Genomic DNA, 22,618 nt, shown 5'->3' with positions numbered 1-22,618 from the left:
CTATTTTATTTAATTGATTGTTGTTTTAATAGTAATATTAGCCTATTATTTGTGTTTTTGATGTTTATTTATAAAAGAGATACTTATGCCTAATGCTATTTTTCAATTCAGTAATCTTCTCGCTATACACAATCAGGATTCTGATATAGAATAAATCTTGTACTTAATTTAAAATAATTCAAAAATCGATACTAAATATTAGTACGGTAAGAAAAGAGGCGACAATTTGGAACAAACACTTAATAAAACACAAGACATTAAGCAAACACAAATTCTGATTGGTTTATTGATGGCAGGATTCATTGGTTTATTTGGAGAAACTGCCCTGAACATCGCATTAAGTCAACTCATGAAAGACTTTTCAATCACTCCTGGAAAGGTACAGTGGCTAAGCACTAGTTATATCTTAGTAATCGGTATTTTAGCCCCATTATCTGGACTACTCCTTCGTTGGGTTTCAACAAGAAAAATCTTACTATCTTCTATCCTTATCTTTATTACTGGGACAATAATCTGTGCAAGTGCACCTTATTTTTCAGTTTTACTTATCGGACGTGTCGTTCAAGGGATTGCAACTGGGATTCTAATCCCGCTTATCTTCAATACCATTTTAATTATTTATCCACCTGAAAAACGTGGAACAGCAATGGGATTTGTTGGCTTAGTAATTAGTTTTGCTCCTGTTATCGGGCCTACTATTTCTGGTTTTTTACTTTCAAGTTTATCATGGCGCTGGATTTTTATTGTCATGCTGCCTTTTCTAGTGATTGCATTTATCGTTTCAGCACTTTACATGAAAAACATCACAACTGTTACACGTCCTAAAATCGATATATTATCAGTACTCTTATCCATTGTTGGTTTTGGTAGCGTGGTCTTCGGCTTCAGTTCAGCTGGCGACAAGGGCTGGGGAAGCTTAGAAGTTGTTGTAACGTTGGCTATCGGTATTATTTCATTAGCCTTCTTCACTCACCGTCAATTAACAATGGAAGTTCCTATTCTTAACTTGCGCGTTTTCAAATATCGCATGTTTTCATTAGGTGTTTTGATGATTGTCCTTTCGTTCGGAATGATTATGGGCGTTATGCTCGTATTGCCACTCTACTTCCTCGATGGACTTTTGTTACCAGCTGCAGCAGTTGGTCTCTACTTATTACCAAGTGGACTAGCAAACGGAGTTTTCTCAGCAATTGCTGGACGCTTATTTGATAGTTTTGGAGCCAAATGGCTGGTGAAAATTGGTGCTACTATTTCTGTACTCGCAATGACAATGTTAGTTTTATCAACAAAAGATAGTTCAGTTGGTTACATTATTACAGCCACTATTTTATTCATGATTGGTGTCCCTTTAACAATGTCTCCTGCTCAGACTAATGCATTAAATCAGTTACCTCATGAAGTTGCTCCTGATGGAACAGCGATTATGAACACGCTTCAACAAATTGCTGGTGCGATTTCAATCGCTCTCACAATGGTCTTTCTTACAGTCGGTAAAAATACATACTTAGCTACTGGCGGAACTGATGCCACTCTAGCGATGGTTAACGGTGCACATTATGTCTTCATCTTTACCCTCGTATTAGCTTTGATTGTCTTTACTCTCTCGATGTTTATTAATACCAAAGCTTATGGTAAATAAAATTTAAAGTTCTAAAAAGACATAAACCCCCCTTTGGAAATTTTCTTCCAAAGGGGGGTTTTTAGTTTTATTCTGCGGGTTTTAAAGTCCACTCTAATTGTGTTGTATACGTTGCCGCTGTTACATCTTTGGGCACATCTAACGATGCGTTTAAGCCCACTGTGTTTTCAAAACGGCTACCTGTTGCAACTGTTTTATTTTCATCTGTGATGTCTAAAGCTGTACCTGCGGTATTATTTAATGTTGGGTTTAATTTGATGATCATTCCCTGATCACTGAATGTTTTTTCACCTTCTACTGCTGCTTGCTCTTTTACTTGTAAGTCCCATGCTGTTGTCACACCACGGTAATCGTTGATGCCCAATTCATTGGTTGCTGTTTGTTGCACTGTTTGGTCTTTCCCATCTAATGTTACTTTAGCAAATTCAATTTTTGGTAATACGTTTGAGAATGTTAATTCTCCACCTGCTACTGTTACTTCTGCTTCTGTTTGTCCGTCACGAATTTCATCTGCTGATACGCCCATTGCTGACATTCCAACTGTTCCTACTATCATACCTGCTGCGATCATTTTAACTAATTTCATTTTCTATTCCTTCTTTCGTTTTTTATTTTTCATTAATAAACTTGCACTTACTATTAAAATACTGCCCCAAACAAATGTTAAACATCTCTCTTCACCAGTTTGTGGTAGTGAATTTTTCTGTGAACCTAACTTTTGAACGTTACTTTTGTTGCTATATGGATGTTCATTGGTTATTTTTTGAGATTTATTCCCATTATCTTTTTGTTTCGCTAGTGGACCTTCCTCAACAGTAACTGTAACGTCGGTCTGTCCAAGAGAAGTTGCTTGCACAGGGAGTATAAAAAGACTAAAGTGCAAAATAACAATTGTAATACTGCTAAAAAGTTTTTTCATCGGTTTATTCCTCTCCTAAAACCAAGGTCCACTCAATGGTGGATTGGTACTTTTCATCGGCTTGTAAATCGCTATTTTTAGGAATATCTAGCATAATACCTTGATTAGCTTCCCATTTTATAATCGTTTCATTAGCCGCTTCTACAGATTGTTTCTGTTGATAAATCGGAACATTCTCTAACATTGAATGTTTACCATTTGATTCATCTACATAGGTCATGTAAGGATCCAGTGTTTTATCTCCGGACACTTTAGCATACAGTTGCCAATCGCTTTTAAGTGTCTCTACGCGTGTATCATTTACTTTTAATTGCCAATCGTCACTTAAACGGCCCACTGTCATATTTTTATTCGTTAATGTAATATCATCAAAAATCATTGTTTTATCAGCAGCAAAGGAAATTGTTCCTGTATCAATATCAGCCTCAACGTTATGTTCAAATCGAACTTTATTGCCCGCTGGTAATGTTTGCTCTACAATTATTTTCCCTGGTTGCTTACCTACTTTACTAGTATCTGGGTATTCGCTAAAACTGATGAATTTAATCGTCTGATCCATTGGTTTTAAGAAAAACTCATTCCCAACTTTATCCAGGTCTTGATGTGTTGCCATACGCTTAATTGCGACTGTTTTTTTGGTTAAATGAGCCACCTCAACTGCTTCAAAACGCTCACCATTATAATGATAATAAATGGCTTGGTCCTCGATGAATCTGTAAGGCATCTTCCATTCTTTTATCCCACTATAGTAATTAATCAACAACTCCGTATCTTCTTTCATCCCGTTATTCGCTACCTTTATCACTGTATCTTTCGTGATAGTTCCTGCAATTGGCAATTTTATAAATTCACTTTTATTTGCAGTCGCAGCTAATTTCGCATGTTTGCTTGGCTTTGTTTGATTCAAGATTGGCAGTTGTATATTACCATCAAAAACAGCTATTTCAATGTCATTTCCAATAATACCAGTCACTTTTTGATCAACATTGACCAAGCTTAGTTGATTATCATTAACAGTTAATGCGCCAATTTTTTCTCCCTGTGTGTTAGAAAGTTCGATGGCATCTCCCATCGATACTGTGACTGGAACACTAACCTCCACTTTATCATTTGACACTTTACTAGAAACACTTACCTTAACGTTAAAATCACCGATTGTGGTTGTTGTGAATTCATCTGTTAATTTCACTTCGTAATCTGTTGGTGAAATTTCACCAGTACTTAGCGACGTAACATTTTTCACCCAACCATGGAGTATGTCAGTCGTTATTTTAGAACCTAACACCAAATCTTGTGCGACAGGATCCGCTGACAATTCTTCGTATACTTCGAAAGGCACTTCTATAGTCGTTGTTTGTTTATACTCATCTGTTAATTCGATTGTTGCCTTCATAGTACCTATTTTTGATGTGTCGGGTTGTGTTAAAAACTTAGCAGTAACCTTACCTGCACTTTTTTTAACTGTATAGTAGTCTTCTGCTTTAAAAGTATGTTCACTGTTTGATACGAGTCGAGTTACCTCTTTTTTAGCTTCTACTTCTAACTCAGGAGCTGCTTCAGCAAACCCCAACTGATAAGCACCGATTGATCCCGCTGCTCTTTTTTCAATCTCATCTTCAACTTTCGTCCAAAAAATCAATCTACTGTATGTATGAAGGATATGTGCTTTTGAATAAGTTAGATTTAAACTTGTATTTGAGGGCTCGTTTTTAAGTTTTGTAAAAACTAAGGTATCCAATGTTCCCGGTTTATAAGCAATACTTACCGTATCATCTGTATTAAAACTAATATCACTGATTTCGATGCGTCCTGAAAAGCGTATGGGTTGTATTATTTGGTGGATAATAAAATTCAGGCACTGTTTCCATATATGGAATCTTAACTTCTAATGTACTTCCTTTTAGGTAACCTAGCTTTTTACTACTCGTCTTGATGGCATCAATAATGTTATTACGTATACCTGGGATAAGTGAATCTTCTAATTCTCGTGCCTCTAAATAATAAGAGTAGTTAGTACGTGTTTGTGGACGTGTTTTTTCTATATTTGCTTTGGGTACGACTTTTTCAGGTGTTTGTACTTTAGGTAACTCAGCTTGAGGCTCCGCTTCTATTATAGGGTCTTTCGAATCTGCCAGTATTTTCGATGCGCTAATACCTCGATCTACTTCTGCTGCATTAACTGGTATAACTGATGCACCTATACTGATAATACATACTATAGAAGTAAATCGTTTCATTAGTGTCTTCATTTATTTTTCATCCGCCTTTCTTCGTCTTACTTTGATTAAAATCAAGATAATCAACAAAATAAGTACTGCTATAATCCCCATGAGAATATACATTTGTAGGTCGGCGTTATTATCTGTCGGTGATACTGTACTTTTATTGAGATCTTTGACTTTTTTTGCTTCCATTTCAAATGATTTGTTCCATTCTTTTTCAAATCCATCTGCTTTAATATGTAATGTAGCTTCATAACTTCCAGCTTCAAATTCCTTATTTATCGGCCATTGATAGTCGAACGTTGTATTTGGTGCAAATTTTAACTGATTTATTTCTTTTGAGTAGTATGTCTTGTTGGAGTTTTTTTGTTTGATGTCGATAGACATTGTTATATTGCGTAAAATCGCACCTTGAGGGTTTTCTAATGTTGTAGTGATTGTATTGCGTAAGCCATTCTGGGTAATCGCAATATCTTTGAAATTAACTGTTGCTTGAGGAAGTTTTTTTCTGTATGTAGTTTAATTGGAATAACGTAGTTATATTTATTTTTAATTGTTTGCTTTGTTGTTTTCATCGCTTCTTCTTCTACTTTAATTCCACCTAGTATCAAACCGTTAATACCTTTTTTCGGTACTGTGTATGTTATTTGGATTTTTTCATTTGATCGTGGGGGAATTACTTGTTTTTCTTTTAATGTAGCAATATCTTTAAATGTTTCATCCGCTGCTACTTTATCTGCTGTGTAATCAATGATGCCATTGCTATTTGTAATGCCTGTAACGGCTGTTGCCTTTATATGTATTTTTTCGTCACTGTTGTTTGTTACAAGTACTTCGATTGTTTTCTTTTCATTTGGTGATACCTGTAAATCAAATTGATCTTTTACATCAATAACTTGGTTACGTGGTAAAATCGGGGTTACTGTATATTTGGGACCTTCGTTCGCCGATGCAATAATTGTCTGACCACTAAATATTACGGTCAACATTGCGATAACTTTAATTACTTGTTTCATCCTATCCCTCCAGTTTTTCTTTTAATGGTAACTGTCTGTATAAATTCGATAGCAATAATCTCGTCTAACATATATGCTTAAGGGCAACGTCTTAATAATTAGCCCCCATTTATTATTTCTATCTTAACTCGTTACTTTTTTTAAAAATATTTTTAGTTTGTAATATTTTACAATTAATATTTTTTCCAAACATGAAAAGTAACTGTTTGTTATAATATTAAATATACAGTAGAAACAAATATACGGAAAGTTCATAAAAAGTTACTGGGCTTGCAAGTATTGGAACGCCTTATAAAGGGTAAAGAGTTATCATATAGCATGAAAGGAGCTCATACAACATGCATAAATTACTGGATAAACAAGAGGATTATAGTTTACAGTGTCTCCGTTATTTTTCTAAAAAAAGAATGACTGATGATATTTCTTTTCAAAAAATGATGGAGGATTTAGAATGGAGTCGACGAACACTAATTAAAAATCTCGACACGCTCCAAGATGATATTGTAGCTAATAATTGGTCAGATTATTTGAACTTTACCTATACTGCTGCAAATATTCATTTAGAGTTATCAACACTCTTCTCAATCGATTATTTTGTCACGCATTACCTGGTGAATAATGTTCAATTTGAGTTCTGTTTAGAGATATTTAATGATGAGTTTGATAGTTTACAGACATTTACCGAGGATAATTTTTTAACAAAAGCCACAATGTATCGTAAGTTAAACAGGCTCAAAGAGTTGTTACAAGATTTCGACATCACCATTGATCTTACAAAAAGTGAGCGAATGTTGGGAGACGAGCATCAAATTCGTTACTTTTACTACTGTCTTTTCTCAGATGCGTTTCATTTTTTGACAGATTTTGCGCACAATGTTGAACCTGATGTGCTAACTGACCTCATAAATAAGATTCATTCATTGCATCCTGACATGCCTTATGCCCATTTGTTAAAAATGAGAACATATCTTGCCGTAACTCTTTCACGTATTAATCAAGGGTATATCTTAGATAGTACATCTCCAATACCCCTCATTGAATCTATTATTATACTGAATAAAGATATTAAAATTTGGATTGAAGATATTCTTAGAGAAGCAGGTCTTAATGAGGAACAGATTACTGCTGAAATAAATGTGTTACATTTTGTTACTACAGTATTAAATATCTATCCGCTTGAATATTTTGAACGTGTGAATATTCCAATTGAGCGTTATTCCTCTGATTTCTCTAGAAAATCGGAACTCTTTATGAAACATTTTAATGATTTCTTTAATCAATCATTAACCGCATCACAATATTTCTACCTTTTAATCAACCTGACAGCATTCAATGCTCACGAAGTCTACTTAAAAGGCTCTGAACACAATTCGCGTATGCAATTAAATATCCAAACTGTTAAAGAATCACACCCGCTTATCTATAGTAGCTGCGAATCTTTTTTTGAATACCTTGAAGAACAAACCGGTAAGGCAATCTCTGATTCAATGAGAATTCAATATTTCATGTTGTTACGTGAACCAATCAGATTAATGTATCCACCAATACAAATTTGTCTGCTTTCAAAAATTTCAGACGCTCAACATGTGTTTCTTGAGAAAATCATTTCTAAATCAAGTCAAGTTGCCATCACCTTCGTACCGTTTCCCGATGAAAGTGTTGATTTGTATATTTCTGATTTCAAAGTGAATCACTTAGAAGAACGGTATACTAATGCTGTGTTTTATTATTGGTCTTCAATTCCTGAAGAAACTGAGTGGGTTACTTTGCTTGATATCTTACATAGAACTTACCATCTAAAAGGCAAAAATAATTGGCTAAACAAATAAAAAGACTTAGAGCTTTTGGCTCTAAGTCTTTTTTTTATTGAATCTTTTTAGTATGAACGGTTTCTATTCCTGATGGCGTAGTAACATTAATACTAATTGTATTATCTTTGATCGTATAGTTAGCGAGTGTTGTATCGTGTGCTTCCTCACTATTTACCACAACTTCACGTATCGTCCCCTCATTTTTACCAATTATTATTGTAAAAGGAACATTTTTACCTTTATAAGACATTGTCAGATTTGAATAATCAACTGTTGTATTAGGTTGTGTCGCTTTATATTCTAGAAAAGCAGTTAAAATATCTACCGTTTGGTTGTTTAATTCACTCACTGGTTTATCAGTAGTAGAAGCAATTGGCTCCGTCGTACTTTTTTCACTTTCTGTTTCCACCGCTTCACTATTTTCAGATGTGGAAGTTGAACTTGCTACAGCAACAGTTGGTTCTGAACTAGTTACTGACTCACTTGAAGAATCGTCAGTTGTTGCCTCACTACTATCAGTTTCTTCTTTTAATGTGTTTTCAACAGAATCGGATGTATCTTCTGTAGATGAATCACTTACTTTTTTTTGGCTGCTTTCTGTTTCTTTTGTTTTGCTACTATTTGTCTCATTTTGACAAGCTACTAGTAACATCAAACTGAATAGTACTGATATTACTAACAACATTTTAAATTTTCTCATTTAAATCACTCCATTTCTATACACTAACATCCTCAGCAAGAGAATCTTAAAAATATATTTCGCCTCTATTTAGTAAATAGTAATGCTACTTACATTGATTATCCCTCTAATGCTTTATTTTTTCAATCTTTTTATAGTATTTATTTCATAAAAGAGAAAAAACCGCACACTCAAAATAACTTAAGTCTACGGTTTCTTGTTTATTTTTTTTGTTGCCATTCTTTGCTCATAAAATAGGAATCAATTTTATAGTGAGGTGTATTCGTTTTTTTATCTTCTAGGAAAGGTTTTATTTTAGTATCTAAATCAACCCAACCTCGCCAGCCAAGATGAATAGTATCTTGCATGTAGTAAGGTTCTGTTCCTTTTTTGGTTAAATCAATCACTTTGAAACCTTGTGAAGTGATTTGGTGATCAATCTTAGTTGAAAATTCATCTAACATCTCTTGAGATAATTGTGTATATTCACGCCATTTACTGTTAACTGGTGTAACCACAAATTGTACATCAACATTTTGTCGTGCTAATTCCTGTAAAACGACTTGGAAATCAGCATATTCTGGCGATTGTAAATAATTAAAATGTTTTTGCGAGCCGTTAAGTCTCTCTAAATTCTGCTCGACATGTTTTGTATAAAAAGAATTTTTAATACGAAATTCATTATTAGTCGTGTTTTTTTCAGCAATTTTCAAAGCAAGACTGTCCAATGATTGTGTATTATATGTTTCAGGTAATTTCTTTTCTTGTTTGTTTAAAAGATCCCAGCTATTATCTGGAATATGACTACCTAAAACATCTTTATTTTTCTCTAAGATTGTTCTTTTAGCAGCAATATATTTTTTTTGAATTGTTGTTAGTTCCTCGCCATTACTAATATTTTCTAATGCATTAGTGATGATTGTATCTGCTTTTGTTGAGCCGTAATGTAAGATTCGTTTTGCTACATAACGACGTTCCGTTTCACCGATGCCGCTATTGTTGATGAAATCAATCGCATGTAGTGTTGAAAAGTTTGCATTAAAAGCACCTTTTGAGACACCCTTTTTAACAAACCATTGGGGAGACACAAAGAACACCATTTTTTTATTATTTAAACTGTCACCCATTGCTTGCATTGTAAGATAGTGATCTAGTGATTCTGTTCCTGCATGGCCGATTAGAAAGGGTGTATAATCACGTTTATATTTATCTGCTAATGCATCTGGATGAAACGGATCATAACGTTGTAATTCTGAAGACCCAAAAAAAGGAATAAACTGCGGGTCTTTCATTGCTGCTCTGTAGATGGAATCACTGCGCTTCACTTTAACTTGTGAAACAACCGCAGCATTTTTAAGCGTTTCATGGGTAATCTTCCCTTCAAACATCGGAAGAGTAAACACGGCTATTAACAGGACCACGGCTACAATAACTGGTCCTATAGCCATGATTAGCTTACGTTTCATTGAAATTCGGCAACCTTTTTAATAATCATTGTTGGAGTAGCCCATTCTTCACGCTCAAATTCTGATACTGGCACTGTGATATCTAAAACACTCTCAATTTCAATTAATAATTGAACTGTGCCCATTGAGTCTAATAAACCTTCATCAAATAAATCAATATCCGGATTTGTTTTCACTTCATCACTACCTGTTAATTCTTCTAAAATATTTAATACCTCTGTTTTAATATCCATAATAATAATAATCTCCTTTTATCTTAATAAATTTTATTTAAAGAACATCTTATCTAGTATTCCTGAGAAAATCAAGAAACTAAAGCAGACGGTGTTGAATGTAATAAATACCGCTAGAGCATAGGTTGCCCAGTTACTCGGTAAGTTCTTATGTTTCTTCTTATAACGTATCCAAGCATCGTTTACACATATTGCTAACCCATGAAATAACCCATAAGCAACATAATACCATGTTAAACCGTGCCACAGACCCATTAAAAGAAACAGGGACATATAGCTGATATTTGAAATCAATATCTTACTCTTAAAAGTTTTCTTTTTAATCATCGTGAACACTAAACGCATAAATACGAAGTCACGGAACCAGAAAGAAAGACTCATGTGCCAACGATTCCAAAACTCTTTAATATTTGGACTAGAAAATGGTTTGTTAAAGTTGATAGGCACTGTATAACCCATGATATAACTTGTACCAACTGCAAATAGACTATAACCAGCAAAATCAAAGAACAAGTAAAGGCTATAACTATACATGTAGGCCCATGTATTGAGAGAGAAGAAACCATTAATGAGTGCTGTTTTATGTAAATAATCAATGGCATATAAATTGATATAATAAGCAATGATAAATTTATACAAACATCCCAAAACAATCATAAAAATACCTTTATCAAGCATCGTAACATATTTTTCTTTTGTTGGTGGTAAATGATGTTCTTTTTCAAAACGACGATAACGGTCAATTGGACCTGATGAAATTGTCGGGAAGAACAGTAAGAACTCTAAAAAATTTAAAGAACTGAATTTTTTAATGAGACCATCGCGCATTTCCATTACCATCTGTACGGCTTTAAATGTTAGATATGAAATCCCCAAGAAACCTACGATTGATGTTTCGTGTGCAAGTAATGGTGTTATTTTTGATACCGCTAAAGGTGCAATTGCTAACAATACTGCCCCGTAAAATACATAACTATTATTTTTCTTACTGCGATACTTAAAGTAGCTATAGACTAGCAACCATTGCCAAGCGATGTAGCATAAAATCGCAACACCTTGATGCCAATGACTGCCTCCAAAAATAAGATATAGTAAGACCAGTGTTACAATGTTTTGATAAATCAAATAGCGTTTACCACGCAATAGACCTATAACTAGCGGGCTCAACATAATAATCATTAAAATAAGATACATTGGCCCGTTATATGGAATACTCATTTACTTGTTCACCTCGTTAATCAATGCTTTGCGATCAACCTTACCATTTGCACTCAATGGTAACTGATCAACATAAACCCATCGACCCGGAATCATATAATCCATCACCAAGGGTGCTAATTCTGCTTTAATCGCTTGCGTTAATTGATTGTTTTTCTCAAATTCATGTGGCTTTGCCACAACATAAGCAATTAAATTTTGCACTTTATGATTTAACATCTTCGGCACCACACTTGCTCGTTGTACAAAACTAACTTTTTCTAAATGATGATCGATATCTTCCAATTCGATTCGGTAACCATTAAATTTTAATTGGAAATCTTTTCGTCCTTGATAAAATAGTAAATCTTTTTCGAATTTTCCTAAATCACCTGTACGATAAGCATGTTGCCCATTTATTAAAACAAATGATTCAGCTGTTTTTTCAGGATTTTCAAGATATCCTCGAGATACAGCAGGCCCTAAAATAATCATTTCACCAATTTCACCGGTTGGAACTGGTTGTAATTGGTCATCAACGATAATAATTTCAGTGTCTTCTTTCACACGACCAATCGGAAGACGAGCGTATTTATTAACAATTTCTTCTGTAATTAATACCTGTGTTACAGCTACCGTTGCTTCTGTGGGACCGTATGTATTATAAATAGCAGCCTTTGGGAAACGTTCTATTAATTTAGTAGCTGTTTTAAGCGTCAATTCTTCACCACAAAATAAGAAACGTTGCAAGTTGGGATAATTAGCCTCATTAAATGCTTTATCCATTAAACAAATATCTGCAAATGATGGTGTCGAAACCCAAACATCTAGAGCCATTCCTGGTAATTTTTCAAATAAGCTTTTAAAGTTAAGCGTTGTTTCTTTATCTAATGGAACTAAGTTGCCGCCACTTAATAATGATGGGTAAAGGTTCATTACCGATAAATCAAACGAATAAGGTGCCTGATCTAAAAAGTTCTTACCCGTTCCTAAATCAAAATCATTGAGCAACCACTCTGAAAAACTAACAAGGTTATCGTGGCTAATTTCAACGCCTTTTGGTACCCCTGTTGTTCCTGATGTAAAGATGATATAAAAAGTTTCATCTTTATTAATTGCTTGCTCTAATGGAATCTCTACACAATTTGATGATACAATTTCTTTCAATTCTTTTATAGAAACAATTTTGCTCACCACATTCAAATCACTAGGTAAATCCTCAACTGCTATGATAAGCTGTGGTTTTGAAACAGCTAAAATCTGTTCGAGTCGAGCCAATGGTGTATGGCTATCTACTGGAATATAGGGAAGGCCCGCTTTAATTGCACCTAAGAAACTAACAATCATTTCAAACTGTTTGCCTCCAAAAATTACAATCGGTGTTCCTCTTTTTAATTTTGCTGTATTAACTAAATAAAACGCCATTGCATCTGAACGTTTTTTCAACTCTTCATATGAATGACTCTCGCCATTAATTGTATATGCCTTACTATTTGGAGCACTGTTTGTAACAGCATTAATTCTTTCAATAATATTCATAGTTTTCGAGTGCTAAAAAGCCTCTGCCTCCCTTAATCTTAAAATTCATTATAAATGAAATTGCTGCCTGCATTATTATCAATATAAATGTAAATCAATACTAAAAATACAGCAAAATAAAAAATAGTTTTGACGGTGCTTACTAACCAAATATTTTCGCGTAATTTTTGCAAATGACTCTTCATTTCAACACTCCTTCATACAACCTCAAGATTGCATTTTCTTAAGTTGTTACATCGCTTTAGCGTTTTTATATTTTTCTCACTAATTAAAGGAGATTTTGTTCTGACCATTCTTTGTTACAAAATAATTACAAGATGTAACAATCGTGATACAAAGTTCTATTCTCATAATTACATATTTTTTTTGTTTTTGCAATAAATTAAAGATAGTTGTTAATAACATTTTGGCTTACAATGTTCTATGATACCATAAAATAAGGCTTTTTAACGTTTTTATACTAATATTACAATATTGTCATGTTGGCGTAACTCTATTCGATATTATTATACATTCATTTACTATATGATTATTCCACAGTATTTCAATATTAATTTTCACCTAAATGCTTGACCTCTAGTAGACAAAAACATAGAAAAACGTCCCGCAAAATATGCAAGACGCTTTTCTTTTTCCATTATTCTACAAATTGAATCGCATTTTCAATAGCTAACAAATTATCACGGTAACTCTTCATTTCTTTACGCGTCAATTTACCTGTTTCAAAGTTCGTTTGTATTAATTCACGTTCCATTTGAGTTGCAAAATCCATTAAATCTTGAACACTTCCCGTTGTACTTTCATTACTCACGTTAGGATCGCGACGTTCAAATCTTAAAATAAATAAATCTTTTACCTCTTCACTGAATTGTGGATCCTGTAACTCCTTAACTTGCTTAACAACAAAACGATTATTTTCATCTTGCAACAATGCCCGTTGCTGACGACGCTCTTCACCACTTAAAGGTCTTAATCGTAAAGAACGTATTCTTTTACGCCAAATTTGACGATAAAATAAATCTTTGTGTCGCTTTTTTTGGCGCGTCATTGCAAAGTATTTTTTGTATAATCGCTTAAATACAGGTACTGCGACACGCACATCGATATCTTTTTCAAGTACTAATTTTTTAGTATTCTCCAATTGCCATTCGATTGCTTTTATTCGTAATTTTTTACCGCTTTCAAACAGTTCTTCACTGTCACTTAATGCGAAAATTCGTTCATTATAAATTTTTATTACCTTAGATATGGCAGCTTTATTCGCTTCCGTTTGGTAACGTTTTAACTCTTTGATGATTGTTCGCAACATATCAATTTCAACGTCATTATTTGTGTTTTTTTCTGCTTTAATTTTTCGAGGTGCAAATAAAGGTAAAGAAAAATTAGCTAATAATAAGGTTGTAATAATGACACCCGATGCTAAGAAAATCAAAAGATCTCGTTCAATAAATGTATTCCCATTGCCTAATACAAGTGGTAAAGATAAAGCACTGACAAGTGTTATCGTGCCACGGACACCAGAAATGGTATAGAGGAATGTACTTTTTAATCGTTCTTTCCAAGATGATATAATTTCACTTTCGAAATTGCGGAAAAATAATAACCATAAAAAGCGTATACTTAATAATAAACCTGTGATTGCTATAATATAGACAAAAAGCATTCCTTTATCGAGGTCATGGTTTGCCCATATTTTTTGTAATATACTCGGTAACTGTGTTCCTAATAATACAAACACTAAACCATTTAAACTGAATGTTATCACTGACCAAGTGTTTTTAGACAATGTATTGAGCTGTGCAGTTTCAGGATTCATACGCTTGTATGACATTGAATGTACTAAACCACCACTCACAACTGCTAAAATACCATTTACACCTACAGCTTCTGCCACCATAAAGATAAGGAATGGCAATAAAATTTCCATCAACATAAATGAAGTTTCATTTTCAATTCCTAACTGACGTAATAAACGCATAAACATTATTTTCAAACTACTTAGTATCGCACCTAACAAAACACCGCCGACAGATAAAAGTACAAATGTCGTGCTAGCTGTCATCAATGAAAAAGTGCCTGTCACGAGTGCCAAAACTGCAAATTGAAATGATACTAATCCTGACGCATCGTTAATCAAAGATTCACCTTCAAGTGTATGCATTACTTTGTGAGGCATTTGAACTTTTTCAGCAAGCGCACTAACAGCCACTGCATCTGTCGGTGCTAAAGCGGCAGCCAACGCAAATGCAGCAGCATAAGGAATTGTTGGTAACAGATAATGAATAAACATCCCTAGCACTCCCACAGTTAGAAATACCAAGCCTAACGATAAAGAAATAATTGATTTTCGTTGTCTCCATAATGCTTTTTTATCAACATTCGCACCATCGTTAAATAATAATGGTGCCATAAATAGAAGTAAAAATAATTCTGGATTCAAATCCATAGAATGATCCCCTAATGGAATGGCTAAAATTATCCCTAGGGCTACTTGTATGAGTGGCACTGCAATACTCGGAATAAAGCGGCTAATTACATTTGATATAAACACTGCACTCAACATTAATAATATCAGTTCAAAAATTTCCATTAAATAAGTCTGCCTTCTTTCTTTTTTTATTATTATTTCTTACTATAGCACGCATCTAACCGTAATACTATACGACATCAGTCGTATTTTTCAATATCCAGTGTCATGTTTTGTTCTTTTAAAATAAAAAATGACATATAATAGAAGAAAATAGCTTTTTTCTGAAAAATAAGAAAAATCCTCTAAGCTTACTATTAGACAGTCCCATTTTTATGCTGTAGCATAAAAATTATAACTAATCTATATATAAACTAATGGGGTGAAATCGTGGGTAATATTGATGTTTTTGAAAGAATTGCAAATAATTATGATACTCCTGACAGAGAAAAAATAGCGAAAATAACAGCCAATTCAATACTTAAAAAACTTAGTCCGCAAAGTAGTGCACAGACAGCCATAGATTATGGCTGCGGTACCGGGCTTGTCGGTATGAATCTATTAGATGCTTTTAATACAGTGATATTTGCTGATGCCTCACAAAATATGATTAATATCGTCAAAAAAAAATTGGAGGAAAGTTCTCACTTAAATGCAAAAACAGTATGTTTAGATGCTGAAAATCAATCTATACAAACAGTTAAACTTGAAGCAAATACTATCTTTATGGTGCAAGTTCTTCTTCATGTAAAAGAGATTACTCTTCTGTTAAATAATTTATCTGAGACATTACCTCCTAAGGGTCAACTAATAATTGTGGATTTTGACTATAATGAACAGGTTATTTCTGATAAAGTACACAACGGATTTAAGGAGGATAAGCTCACTCAAACACTTCATAAAAGTGGGTTCGAGAATATCAACAGAGAAACCTTTTACCATGGCAAAAACATGTTTATGAATAAGGATGCTTCACTCTTTATATTGACAGCCACAAAAATAGGATAACCCTCCTATACGTCAAAAAAACTCACACCTTTAAAGGGTTGTGAGTTTTTTAGTGACTGCTAATTTATTTACGTTTTTTTAACAAAATAATAGTGATGAGTATCAGTAAGAGCGCTCCGACACCAATTAAGATGTTACGTAACGTGTTGTCTTGTTTTTCGATAAATGGATCAGATTCCGCTGCTTTTTTAACTTCTTCTGGCGAAATTGAGAAGCTATTTTTAAAAACCCATTTATCTTTTTCTGAAGCAATCGTTGTGACGGTTTTATAATTACCTTGAGCCATTTCACTTTGCTCCCAAGGAATATCTAATTCAAACCGACTGTTTGGTGCAAATGACATTTTTTCTTTTTTTAATGTTTTGTATATATTTTTTTGATCGTCCTTATAAATATCAACCACTACTGATACATCCTTCAAAACATTTGGTTTTGAATTTTCTGTCATTAGAATCAATTGTGATTGACCTGCCTCAGATTTAGCTTTGAGCGCATGCAAGACTATTTCTTTACCTTCTTTATAAGGAATTTCTTCTTGAAGCATAACTGCAATTGCATAAGCTAATTGCTGATCAAACTTGAGTCCCGATGAATGCGATTCTTTATTTTCTTTTGCCTCCACAGGAACTTCAGTGATATAAACACCACCCAAAACAATGCCTTTGAATTTTGTCGCAGGAATTGTAATTTCGGCTGTCACTTTCACCTTGTCATTTCCAGCGACTTCAATACTCTTCTCTCTAAAAGAAACAAGTTGATTAAAATCAGCTGTCATCGTTTCACTATCTTGTGCATTTGATAAACTATAATCGATAAAACCATTTTTATTTGTCACTGCACGATTCAACTGTATTTTATAGTGTTTTTTTACATTTGAATGGTTAATAATTTCAAATGCTACTGTTTTCTTTTCAGAAGGTTTCACTTCAAAATAAAAATAATCCAATCCTTCAGCCTGCTGTTTGTCATCAAACAAAGGTTTTACTTCATAAGACAAATTTTCTTGAGAAGTTGCACTTACAGTAAGAGGTATCGTTAATAAGCTAAGAGAAATCACAGTAAAGTAGAACCATTTATTTTTAAAAAACAAAACTTATCGAGCTCCTTCAACTGTTGCTGAAGTTAGTGTCCAAGTTAATGTTGATTGATATTCTCCTACCTTAGCAGTATCAGTATTAAATGTTAATGTTGCTTTATTACCATCAAAGTTTTTAAAGTAAGTTCCGCCACCTTCATCTGCATTTGCAGCGAATACTGGTTGGCTAGCAGTATCAACAGTGACTGCTGTTTTAATATCACCTGCTAATGCGGCAGTTACATTTGTACCATTTTTAACTTCTGCTGAAGTTAAGGTGAATGTTGCTGGTAAAGTATGTCCACTATTTGTAAATGCTGTTTTTGAAACAGATACGGTCCAACCAGCTAAAGTTCCACGTCCATCTGTTACTATTTAATCGAGTGTTAGAAGCAGTATGTACACCTGTTCCCACTGTGAATTCGCCAAAATGAAAATTAGGTGCTAAATCAATTCTTAGCGGTTCAGTATTTCCAGTTGGTTTATCACCTTCTTTATTTGGATCTGTTGGATCCGTAGGTGTCACCGGTACAACAACTGGCGGTGTTACCCTATCATTTGCTTTAAATATAATTGTTCCTTTTGTTGTAGCACCAGTATCCCCTTCTGCTGCTAATGCTGTTGTCCCAGCTCCTCCCAATAAAGCTACAGACACTAATGTAATCCCCAACACTTCAATCTTTTTCATATTCAATTCCTTCTTCCCCTTGTTTTTTAGGGCCCTTTTTTCAATACCACTTTGAGAGTTCCCTTATACTCTCTATTTAATAGTACATTAGAAGATTTCATTTGTATATGAATCCCCTCATGTTCTTTAAATGCAATTGTATCTACCACTTTATTGTTCACTTGTGTATTCTCATACACATCTATCAAACTATTTGTAAGTTGTTGTTTTTGACCATTTTTCGCTAAAAAAACATCTGCTGGTAAGTATGAACCATCCACCGTTTGAAAGGCACTTTCTAAAGCCAAAGCAACCTTCCATTTGTTTAAAGTCAATTGTGTATCTAATACTTTGACTAAAAAGGGCGTTTCACTATAAAAGATATCTCCTGGTTTAGGAATCTCATGTGTACCAAAATCTAACGTATCTGTGATGGAACTAATTTTAAGCTCTTCTTGCTGAGCAACAACATTCATACCTACTTCTTTTCCCAATTTATACTCATTTGAAACACCAATTACTACGGTATATGTCCCCGCACTAAATCCAGGTAGAGTAAATTCATAATTTTGTCCATCTAATTTAATAGCAGTTAAATCTTTTGCTGCACCACCATTGATTTTATAATAAAATTTATTGTCAGTGCCTTCTGATTCCAACAAGCCCTTCAATTTTGTTTCTTTACCCGCAGGAATTTTCAGTTGTGTATCTGCTAATTTAAAATCTAGCAATGTTTCTTGCTTAAATACTAACGGTACCGGGCTTAAAGTTGTTCCTGTGCCATCTGTACCAAATAGATTATAAGTTGATTGCCTGATAAGTTGTTTTTTCCCATTTGCTAACTCGGTAATTTTATCTTCGACAACCGGTGCCCTATTTTGAACCAGCCCATTATTAGTTCCTAAAATTGCGGTTTTCGAAAACAAGTTAACCGTTCGTTGATAAGTCGATATGTCAATATTTTGCTTAATCGGCAGTTGGACATTTCGTGTCTTATAGTTGGTTCCTTGTAAAACACGACTAATCCCATTGACTTCAAGCGGGGTGATATCATTTTTCCCATTCAATGTACTATCTGCAACGACTTGGTTCCATGGAGAAAGATACGTATTCCAAGTTGCAAGATTACTTGTAAAATCACCTTTAGATACATCTTTAACATTGATAAACTCAGTCGTGAAAGCCATCGTTTTAGTATCGCGCGGTGGTAACTTGCCTTTAGTTAATACCTTGTTAGGACTATAATCATTGACACTACCGGGTAATTTAGCAACATCTAGCTCAATATTTGTTTGAATGGTAACATCAGGATTTAATAATAAGGTCAGTAACCAAGCAATCAGCGCTAGTAAATTAAACGTCTTATCTGAAAGCACATACTCTAGATCACCAGCGGCGGTTGTGGTGAAATTTTCTGGTTTTAGCATTCCTTTCTGTGTGCCGACTAGCACATACGAATCTTCACTTAGTGCCGTCGCAATATCTGCTTGTGTTAAATTTGGTGGCAATTTCCAAACGATTTTAAATTTCGTGACTTTGTTTAGAAGTTCACCATCCTGAATATCTACCTTCTTCACTTTGAATTCATTTTTCAACGAAAGTTTACCACCTGACCAAACATCATTTGCCGTTGGATCAGGCGTATAGGTTGCACTGCCTGTAAATCCTGGCGTATTCGCATGGGCAATATTAGGTATTAATGTCACATGAAAAATGAGCATTAACGCTAATATAATCCTGCTTAATTTTATCAGCACATCACATCCCCCATTATCTTATGTGTATTAATATATACGTATCAATACATTACTTTAAGTACACCTTTATCATCTTACCCCTATTCCTATCTCAAATAACGTATTGACCTGCTAAAAGTCTAATAAAAATATACTTTTGTACATTCTTTAAACAGTGTTAAAACAATCTTGTTGGCGCTATCATTTTATATTGAGATACAAAAAAACCACAACTCTCTTTGAGATGTTGTGGTTTTTTATGATTTATTAGCTCACCTTATTTTGTGAAAAACGTATCTTTATTCAGGAGCTGCAGCTAAAATTTCGATTTCTATTTTAATTTCAGGCAGCCCTAAAGCTGTTATATAAGCAATTGTCATCGAAGGGTTAACATCAAAAAAATTTGACCAAACCTCATAAAAATGATTCCAATTGATGGCATCAACTGACCAAACATTCACTTTAATGATGTTTTCAGCCGTTAAATGCTCAGATTTTAAAGCTCTCTCAATATTCTTAAAGGTGTTTACAACTTGTTGTGTATGACGTTCAGGAATATTACCTTCATGATCCACGCCTATTTGACCTGAAAAAGTATACAGTGTGCTATTTTTAGGAATAATTGTGACGTGACTATATTCCCCTACGGGTGCTGGCATAGTTGCTGGGTTTTTTCTAATAATGTTATTCATAACTTTTTCCTCTTCTCATTCATTATTGTCTAACGTCGGGTAGTTATATTAGAGATCGCTCTGAAAATTAAAGTTCACCCTAAGTCAGACAATTTTAGAAGAAAACAGCTGTTGAATAACCAACTCCTTTTGCTAATGATTTTAAAACACGCTTCTTCATTGATTATTCACCTCACCTTCGTTATTAATTATACAGTATTATCTTTTTTCAGCAAAAGATATGATAGTTACTTGATGATTTTATTGCCAAAAATACGTAGTTTTTTTGTTCTCTCCTCATTACTTAACTTTGTCATATTCGCATAGTTAAGCCACTTAACTTTATGAAAACCCATTTTTCTAAATGTACCTCGAAAAACAATTTTAGTCACAGGGTTACCAAATAGCCATCGATACAGTAAATGTGGTGTTGCCATTACTGTGACTAACTTTACCTTTTTCAAATTAACCAACTTATTCACAAATATTTTCCCCTGCTGTGGTTCATCATAAATAATTCCTTTAGCGATTACTTTATCAAAAAAGCCTTTTGTCATAGCAGGCATCGCTTCCCACCAAATCGGAAATATAAACACGATTTCGTCAGCCTTCAACAATCGTTCTTGGTAGTCTGCCACAAGAGAATCTATCACCTTTTTTTTACGCCAAGCGATCAAGTCTTCTTTGTGCATGACAGGATCAAACCCATCCTTATGCAGATCAATCACATCAACTGTCACGCCTGCTTTTTCATATGATTTTTGTGCCTCTGTTACTAACGCTGCTGAAAAACTTCGGTTATGTGGTTCATTATGACACGCATCAACTGTGTAGGGGTGATCAAAAACAATGCAGATATTTTTCATTATATAGACACCCCTTTGCTATTCTTTTCCAAACGTTTCATTTTAACTAAGAAAATGATATAAATAATATCAAATACACTGCAAATAACACCGCAAATAATGATGTAACTATTAATGTCGGTTAAAACACCCATTAACAGTGTGGGGGCCAAAGTTCCAATCCATTTAGAAAAAGCCATTAAGACTGATTGTCCTGCCGTGCTTGTTCTATTGAATAACATTGTTAAAAATAAAATGGACATCGCTGCATTTTGTAAAAAAGCTGAATATTGAGCAGCTGGAATCGCTTCGAAACTAAAATAAAAGGCAAACTGAATCGCAAAACAAGTTGCAAAAACAAGAATGCTAAATGGTACAAAATAACGTTTTGCTCTTTCGGGGAAATATTTTTTACCATATTTAAAGTAAGTGTATACAATGATAATATCAAAGCAGGCCCATACCAAATTCACACTCCCTTGAATACCACTACTATTCCCACTAATAATCAAATCATTAACTGAATATATAATTTCCCATGCAATATTTAAACCTAATGCAAATAAAGGCATTGCATAGGTTTTATATTTGAATCCATTTCGAATCAATTCAATATAAACAATCGTCCACGCTACACCGCTTAATAATGTTAAAAATAAAGTCATCCTTATCCTCCTTCTTTCCCTCAACAGGAAGTAACATGTGTTCTTAATTTGTAGAGCGAATAAACATTAGAAACAAGATACAGAAATCCTGATTTTGTTACAAGTAGGAGGCTATCATGACGAAAAAAAATAAGAAGTCTCAACTCAGCCAAGAATGGATTATTGAAGCTTTAATTCAACTTTTAAAAACAAAAAATTATCATGACATTACAATCACTGATATCGCGAACAAAGCAGGTGTTGCTCGACTCACTTTTTATCGTAACTTTAAAGACAAAGACGATATCTTACTGACACGTTCTTATCAACTTTTCGAAGCATATTTTGAAGAACTAAAAGCGAATAATAAACTAGTAACTATTCCTGCCGCACTCAATTTAAGCTTTAACTATTGGCAACGTGATGCAGAAACACTGGATCTACTAATTAAAAATCAACTTTTCTATCTAATAGAACAACCTTTTTATTCTTTTTCAGAAAAAATCATTGCTGAAAATTCACAACTTAATCAATTAAATACTATTCAAAAAAGCTTCATCTTAGGTGGTACTACTCAGGCTATGAGGAGCTGGATCACCAATGGCAGTAAGGATTCACCTGTTGAAATAACAGAAACACTGTTGAAAATTATTAATTTAGCCACTTTATCAGATCATTAATAACGTACCATTTTCAAGAAAATTAACTAACACTATTTTAACCTGTAATAATTGAAAGCTTTCAGCTATTTTGTGATTAGTTACTAAGAAAAAATACGGCAATT

General features: G+C 33.9%; 24 protein-coding genes. 4 read left to right on the top strand and 20 right to left on the bottom strand.

The window, feature by feature from the left end; genetic code table 11:
* Positions 1-226: 226 nt before the first annotated feature.
* Positions 227-1,639: an MDR family MFS transporter gene (locus tag V6S17_RS02325; protein WP_051457429.1), complete on the top strand. Its 1,413-nt coding sequence runs from the start codon at positions 227-229 to the stop codon at positions 1,637-1,639.
* Positions 1,640-1,706: 67 nt separating this feature from the next.
* Here V6S17_RS02325 and V6S17_RS02320 read toward each other — a convergent pair whose 3' ends face one another.
* The 6 genes from V6S17_RS02320 to V6S17_RS02295 all read right to left on the bottom strand — a co-directional run bounded on the left by V6S17_RS02320 (position 1,707) and on the right by V6S17_RS02295 (position 5,796).
* The gene (locus V6S17_RS02320; RefSeq protein ID WP_029091649.1) at positions 1,707-2,225 is read right to left on the bottom strand and encodes a hypothetical protein; all 519 of its coding nucleotides are present in this window, start codon (positions 2,223-2,225) and stop codon (positions 1,707-1,709) included.
* 3 nt (positions 2,226-2,228) lie between these two features.
* Positions 2,229-2,558, bottom strand: coding sequence for an LPXTG cell wall anchor domain-containing protein (locus V6S17_RS02315; RefSeq protein ID WP_029091648.1), 330 nt, complete (start codon positions 2,556-2,558; stop codon positions 2,229-2,231).
* 4 nt (positions 2,559-2,562) lie between these two features.
* On the bottom strand, positions 2,563-4,197 hold the full coding sequence (locus V6S17_RS02310) for a hypothetical protein (RefSeq protein WP_141690159.1): 1,635 nt from the start codon (positions 4,195-4,197) through the stop codon (positions 2,563-2,565).
* 151 nt (positions 4,198-4,348) lie between these two features.
* Positions 4,349-4,807 (bottom strand): hypothetical protein, encoded by a 459-nt coding sequence (locus tag V6S17_RS02305; protein WP_029091646.1) that lies wholly within the window; start codon positions 4,805-4,807, stop codon positions 4,349-4,351.
* Positions 4,808-5,245, bottom strand: coding sequence for a WxL protein host-binding domain-containing protein (locus V6S17_RS02300; RefSeq protein ID WP_244877108.1), 438 nt, complete (start codon positions 5,243-5,245; stop codon positions 4,808-4,810).
* On the bottom strand, positions 5,203-5,796 hold the full coding sequence (locus V6S17_RS02295) for a DUF916 domain-containing protein (protein ID WP_029091644.1): 594 nt from the start codon (positions 5,794-5,796) through the stop codon (positions 5,203-5,205). The genes V6S17_RS02300 and V6S17_RS02295 overlap by 43 nt, the downstream gene beginning before the upstream one ends.
* A 338-nt stretch (positions 5,797-6,134) precedes the next feature.
* Here V6S17_RS02295 and V6S17_RS02290 point away from each other — a divergent pair, with 338 nt between their 5' ends.
* On the top strand, positions 6,135-7,625 hold the full coding sequence (locus V6S17_RS02290; protein ID WP_029091643.1) for a helix-turn-helix domain-containing protein: 1,491 nt from the start codon (positions 6,135-6,137) through the stop codon (positions 7,623-7,625).
* A gap of 34 nt (positions 7,626-7,659) precedes the next feature.
* Here the strand turns inward: V6S17_RS02290 and V6S17_RS02285 are convergent, their stop codons facing one another.
* The 7 genes from V6S17_RS02285 to V6S17_RS02255 form a co-directional block, all read right to left on the bottom strand.
* Positions 7,660-8,307: a hypothetical protein gene (locus tag V6S17_RS02285; RefSeq protein WP_029091642.1), complete on the bottom strand. Its 648-nt coding sequence runs from the start codon at positions 8,305-8,307 to the stop codon at positions 7,660-7,662.
* Between the two features lie 200 nt (positions 8,308-8,507).
* A complete protein-coding gene (gene dltD, locus V6S17_RS02280) occupies positions 8,508-9,752 on the bottom strand; it encodes a D-alanyl-lipoteichoic acid biosynthesis protein DltD (protein WP_051535978.1) in 1,245 nt (414 codons plus the stop codon).
* Positions 9,749-9,985, bottom strand: a complete 237-nt coding sequence (gene dltC / locus V6S17_RS02275; RefSeq protein WP_029091640.1) for a D-alanine--poly(phosphoribitol) ligase subunit DltC — start codon at positions 9,983-9,985, stop codon at positions 9,749-9,751. The genes dltD and dltC overlap by 4 nt, the downstream gene beginning before the upstream one ends.
* 33 nt (positions 9,986-10,018) lie before the next feature.
* Positions 10,019-11,203: a D-alanyl-lipoteichoic acid biosynthesis protein DltB gene (dltB, locus tag V6S17_RS02270; RefSeq protein WP_029091639.1), complete on the bottom strand. Its 1,185-nt coding sequence runs from the start codon at positions 11,201-11,203 to the stop codon at positions 10,019-10,021.
* Positions 11,204-12,721 (bottom strand): D-alanine--poly(phosphoribitol) ligase subunit DltA, encoded by a 1,518-nt coding sequence (gene dltA / locus V6S17_RS02265; protein ID WP_029091638.1) that lies wholly within the window; start codon positions 12,719-12,721, stop codon positions 11,204-11,206.
* A gap of 38 nt (positions 12,722-12,759) precedes the next feature.
* Complete coding sequence (locus V6S17_RS02260) at positions 12,760-12,906, bottom strand: teichoic acid D-Ala incorporation-associated protein DltX (protein WP_080712920.1); 147 nt, start codon at positions 12,904-12,906, stop codon at positions 12,760-12,762.
* Positions 12,907-13,358: 452 nt separating this feature from the next.
* A complete protein-coding gene (locus tag V6S17_RS02255) occupies positions 13,359-15,311 on the bottom strand; it encodes a cation:proton antiporter (RefSeq protein ID WP_029091637.1) in 1,953 nt (650 codons plus the stop codon).
* Positions 15,312-15,578: 267 nt separating this feature from the next.
* On the opposite strand from V6S17_RS02255, the gene V6S17_RS02250 reads away from it, so the two are divergent.
* A complete protein-coding gene (locus V6S17_RS02250; RefSeq protein ID WP_029091636.1) occupies positions 15,579-16,196 on the top strand; it encodes a class I SAM-dependent methyltransferase in 618 nt (205 codons plus the stop codon).
* Between the two features lie 64 nt (positions 16,197-16,260).
* Here V6S17_RS02250 and V6S17_RS02245 read toward each other — a convergent pair whose 3' ends face one another.
* From V6S17_RS02245 to V6S17_RS02220, 7 genes are all read right to left on the bottom strand, one after another.
* Positions 16,261-17,286: a DUF916 domain-containing protein gene (locus V6S17_RS02245; protein WP_029091635.1), complete on the bottom strand. Its 1,026-nt coding sequence runs from the start codon at positions 17,284-17,286 to the stop codon at positions 16,261-16,263.
* Positions 17,287-17,289: 3 nt separating this feature from the next.
* Positions 17,290-17,646, bottom strand: coding sequence for a WxL domain-containing protein (locus V6S17_RS12650; protein WP_081311923.1), 357 nt, complete (start codon positions 17,644-17,646; stop codon positions 17,290-17,292).
* A complete protein-coding gene (locus tag V6S17_RS02240) occupies positions 17,576-17,959 on the bottom strand; it encodes a WxL domain-containing protein (protein WP_081311922.1) in 384 nt (127 codons plus the stop codon). Before V6S17_RS02240 ends, V6S17_RS12650 begins: the two co-directional genes overlap by 71 nt.
* 26 nt (positions 17,960-17,985) lie before the next feature.
* Entirely contained in the window at positions 17,986-19,695 is a 1,710-nt protein-coding gene (locus V6S17_RS02235; RefSeq protein WP_029091634.1) for a hypothetical protein, read from the bottom strand.
* 278 nt (positions 19,696-19,973) lie between these two features.
* Positions 19,974-20,366, bottom strand: coding sequence for a RidA family protein (locus tag V6S17_RS02230; protein WP_029091633.1), 393 nt, complete (start codon positions 20,364-20,366; stop codon positions 19,974-19,976).
* A 227-nt stretch (positions 20,367-20,593) separates the two neighbouring features.
* Positions 20,594-21,211, bottom strand: coding sequence for an NAD(P)H-dependent oxidoreductase (locus V6S17_RS02225; RefSeq protein ID WP_029091632.1), 618 nt, complete (start codon positions 21,209-21,211; stop codon positions 20,594-20,596).
* A complete protein-coding gene (locus V6S17_RS02220; protein WP_029091631.1) occupies positions 21,211-21,855 on the bottom strand; it encodes a hypothetical protein in 645 nt (214 codons plus the stop codon). The genes V6S17_RS02225 and V6S17_RS02220 overlap by 1 nt, the downstream gene beginning before the upstream one ends.
* Positions 21,856-21,971: 116 nt before the next feature.
* On the opposite strand from V6S17_RS02220, the gene V6S17_RS02215 reads away from it, so the two are divergent.
* Complete coding sequence (locus V6S17_RS02215) at positions 21,972-22,514, top strand: TetR/AcrR family transcriptional regulator (RefSeq protein WP_036027353.1); 543 nt, start codon at positions 21,972-21,974, stop codon at positions 22,512-22,514.
* Positions 22,515-22,618: the final 104 nt, after the last annotated feature.

Source organism: Brochothrix thermosphacta DSM 20171 = FSL F6-1036 (assembly GCF_036884295.1).
Lineage (GTDB): Bacteria > Bacillota > Bacilli > Lactobacillales > Listeriaceae > Brochothrix > Brochothrix thermosphacta.
Note: the sequence above shows the minus strand (reverse complement) of the source record. Positions and strands in the feature narration are given on the sequence as shown.

Excerpts from the sequence above, each read along its gene's own strand:
- V6S17_RS02255 (WP_029091637.1), bottom strand. The coding sequence starts at position 15,311 with ATGGAAATTTTTGAACTGATATTATTAATGTTGAGTGCAGTGTTTATA.
- V6S17_RS02315 (WP_029091648.1), bottom strand. The coding sequence starts at position 2,558 with ATGAAAAAACTTTTTAGCAGTATTACAATTGTTATTTTGCACTTTAGT.
- dltC (WP_029091640.1), bottom strand. The coding sequence starts at position 9,985 with ATGGATATTAAAACAGAGGTATTAAATATTTTAGAAGAATTAACAGGT.
- V6S17_RS02260 (WP_080712920.1), bottom strand. The coding sequence starts at position 12,906 with ATGAAGAGTCATTTGCAAAAATTACGCGAAAATATTTGGTTAGTAAGC.
- V6S17_RS02320 (WP_029091649.1), bottom strand. The coding sequence starts at position 2,225 with ATGAAATTAGTTAAAATGATCGCAGCAGGTATGATAGTAGGAACAGTT.
- V6S17_RS02240 (WP_081311922.1), bottom strand. The coding sequence starts at position 17,959 with ATGAAAAAGATTGAAGTGTTGGGGATTACATTAGTGTCTGTAGCTTTA.
- dltB (WP_029091639.1), bottom strand. The coding sequence starts at position 11,203 with ATGAGTATTCCATATAACGGGCCAATGTATCTTATTTTAATGATTATT.
- V6S17_RS02295 (WP_029091644.1), bottom strand. The coding sequence starts at position 5,796 with ATGAAACAAGTAATTAAAGTTATCGCAATGTTGACCGTAATATTTAGT.
- V6S17_RS02225 (WP_029091632.1), bottom strand. The coding sequence starts at position 21,211 with ATGAAAAATATCTGCATTGTTTTTGATCACCCCTACACAGTTGATGCG.
- dltA (WP_029091638.1), bottom strand. The coding sequence starts at position 12,721 with ATGAATATTATTGAAAGAATTAATGCTGTTACAAACAGTGCTCCAAAT.
- dltD (WP_051535978.1), bottom strand. The coding sequence starts at position 9,752 with ATGAAACGTAAGCTAATCATGGCTATAGGACCAGTTATTGTAGCCGTG.
- V6S17_RS02215 (WP_036027353.1), top strand. The coding sequence starts at position 21,972 with ATGACGAAAAAAAATAAGAAGTCTCAACTCAGCCAAGAATGGATTATT.
- V6S17_RS02285 (WP_029091642.1), bottom strand. The coding sequence starts at position 8,307 with ATGAGAAAATTTAAAATGTTGTTAGTAATATCAGTACTATTCAGTTTG.
- V6S17_RS02230 (WP_029091633.1), bottom strand. The coding sequence starts at position 20,366 with ATGAATAACATTATTAGAAAAAACCCAGCAACTATGCCAGCACCCGTA.
- V6S17_RS02305 (WP_029091646.1), bottom strand. The coding sequence starts at position 4,807 with ATGAAGACACTAATGAAACGATTTACTTCTATAGTATGTATTATCAGT.
- V6S17_RS02290 (WP_029091643.1), top strand. The coding sequence starts at position 6,135 with ATGCATAAATTACTGGATAAACAAGAGGATTATAGTTTACAGTGTCTC.
- V6S17_RS02220 (WP_029091631.1), bottom strand. The coding sequence starts at position 21,855 with ATGACTTTATTTTTAACATTATTAAGCGGTGTAGCGTGGACGATTGTT.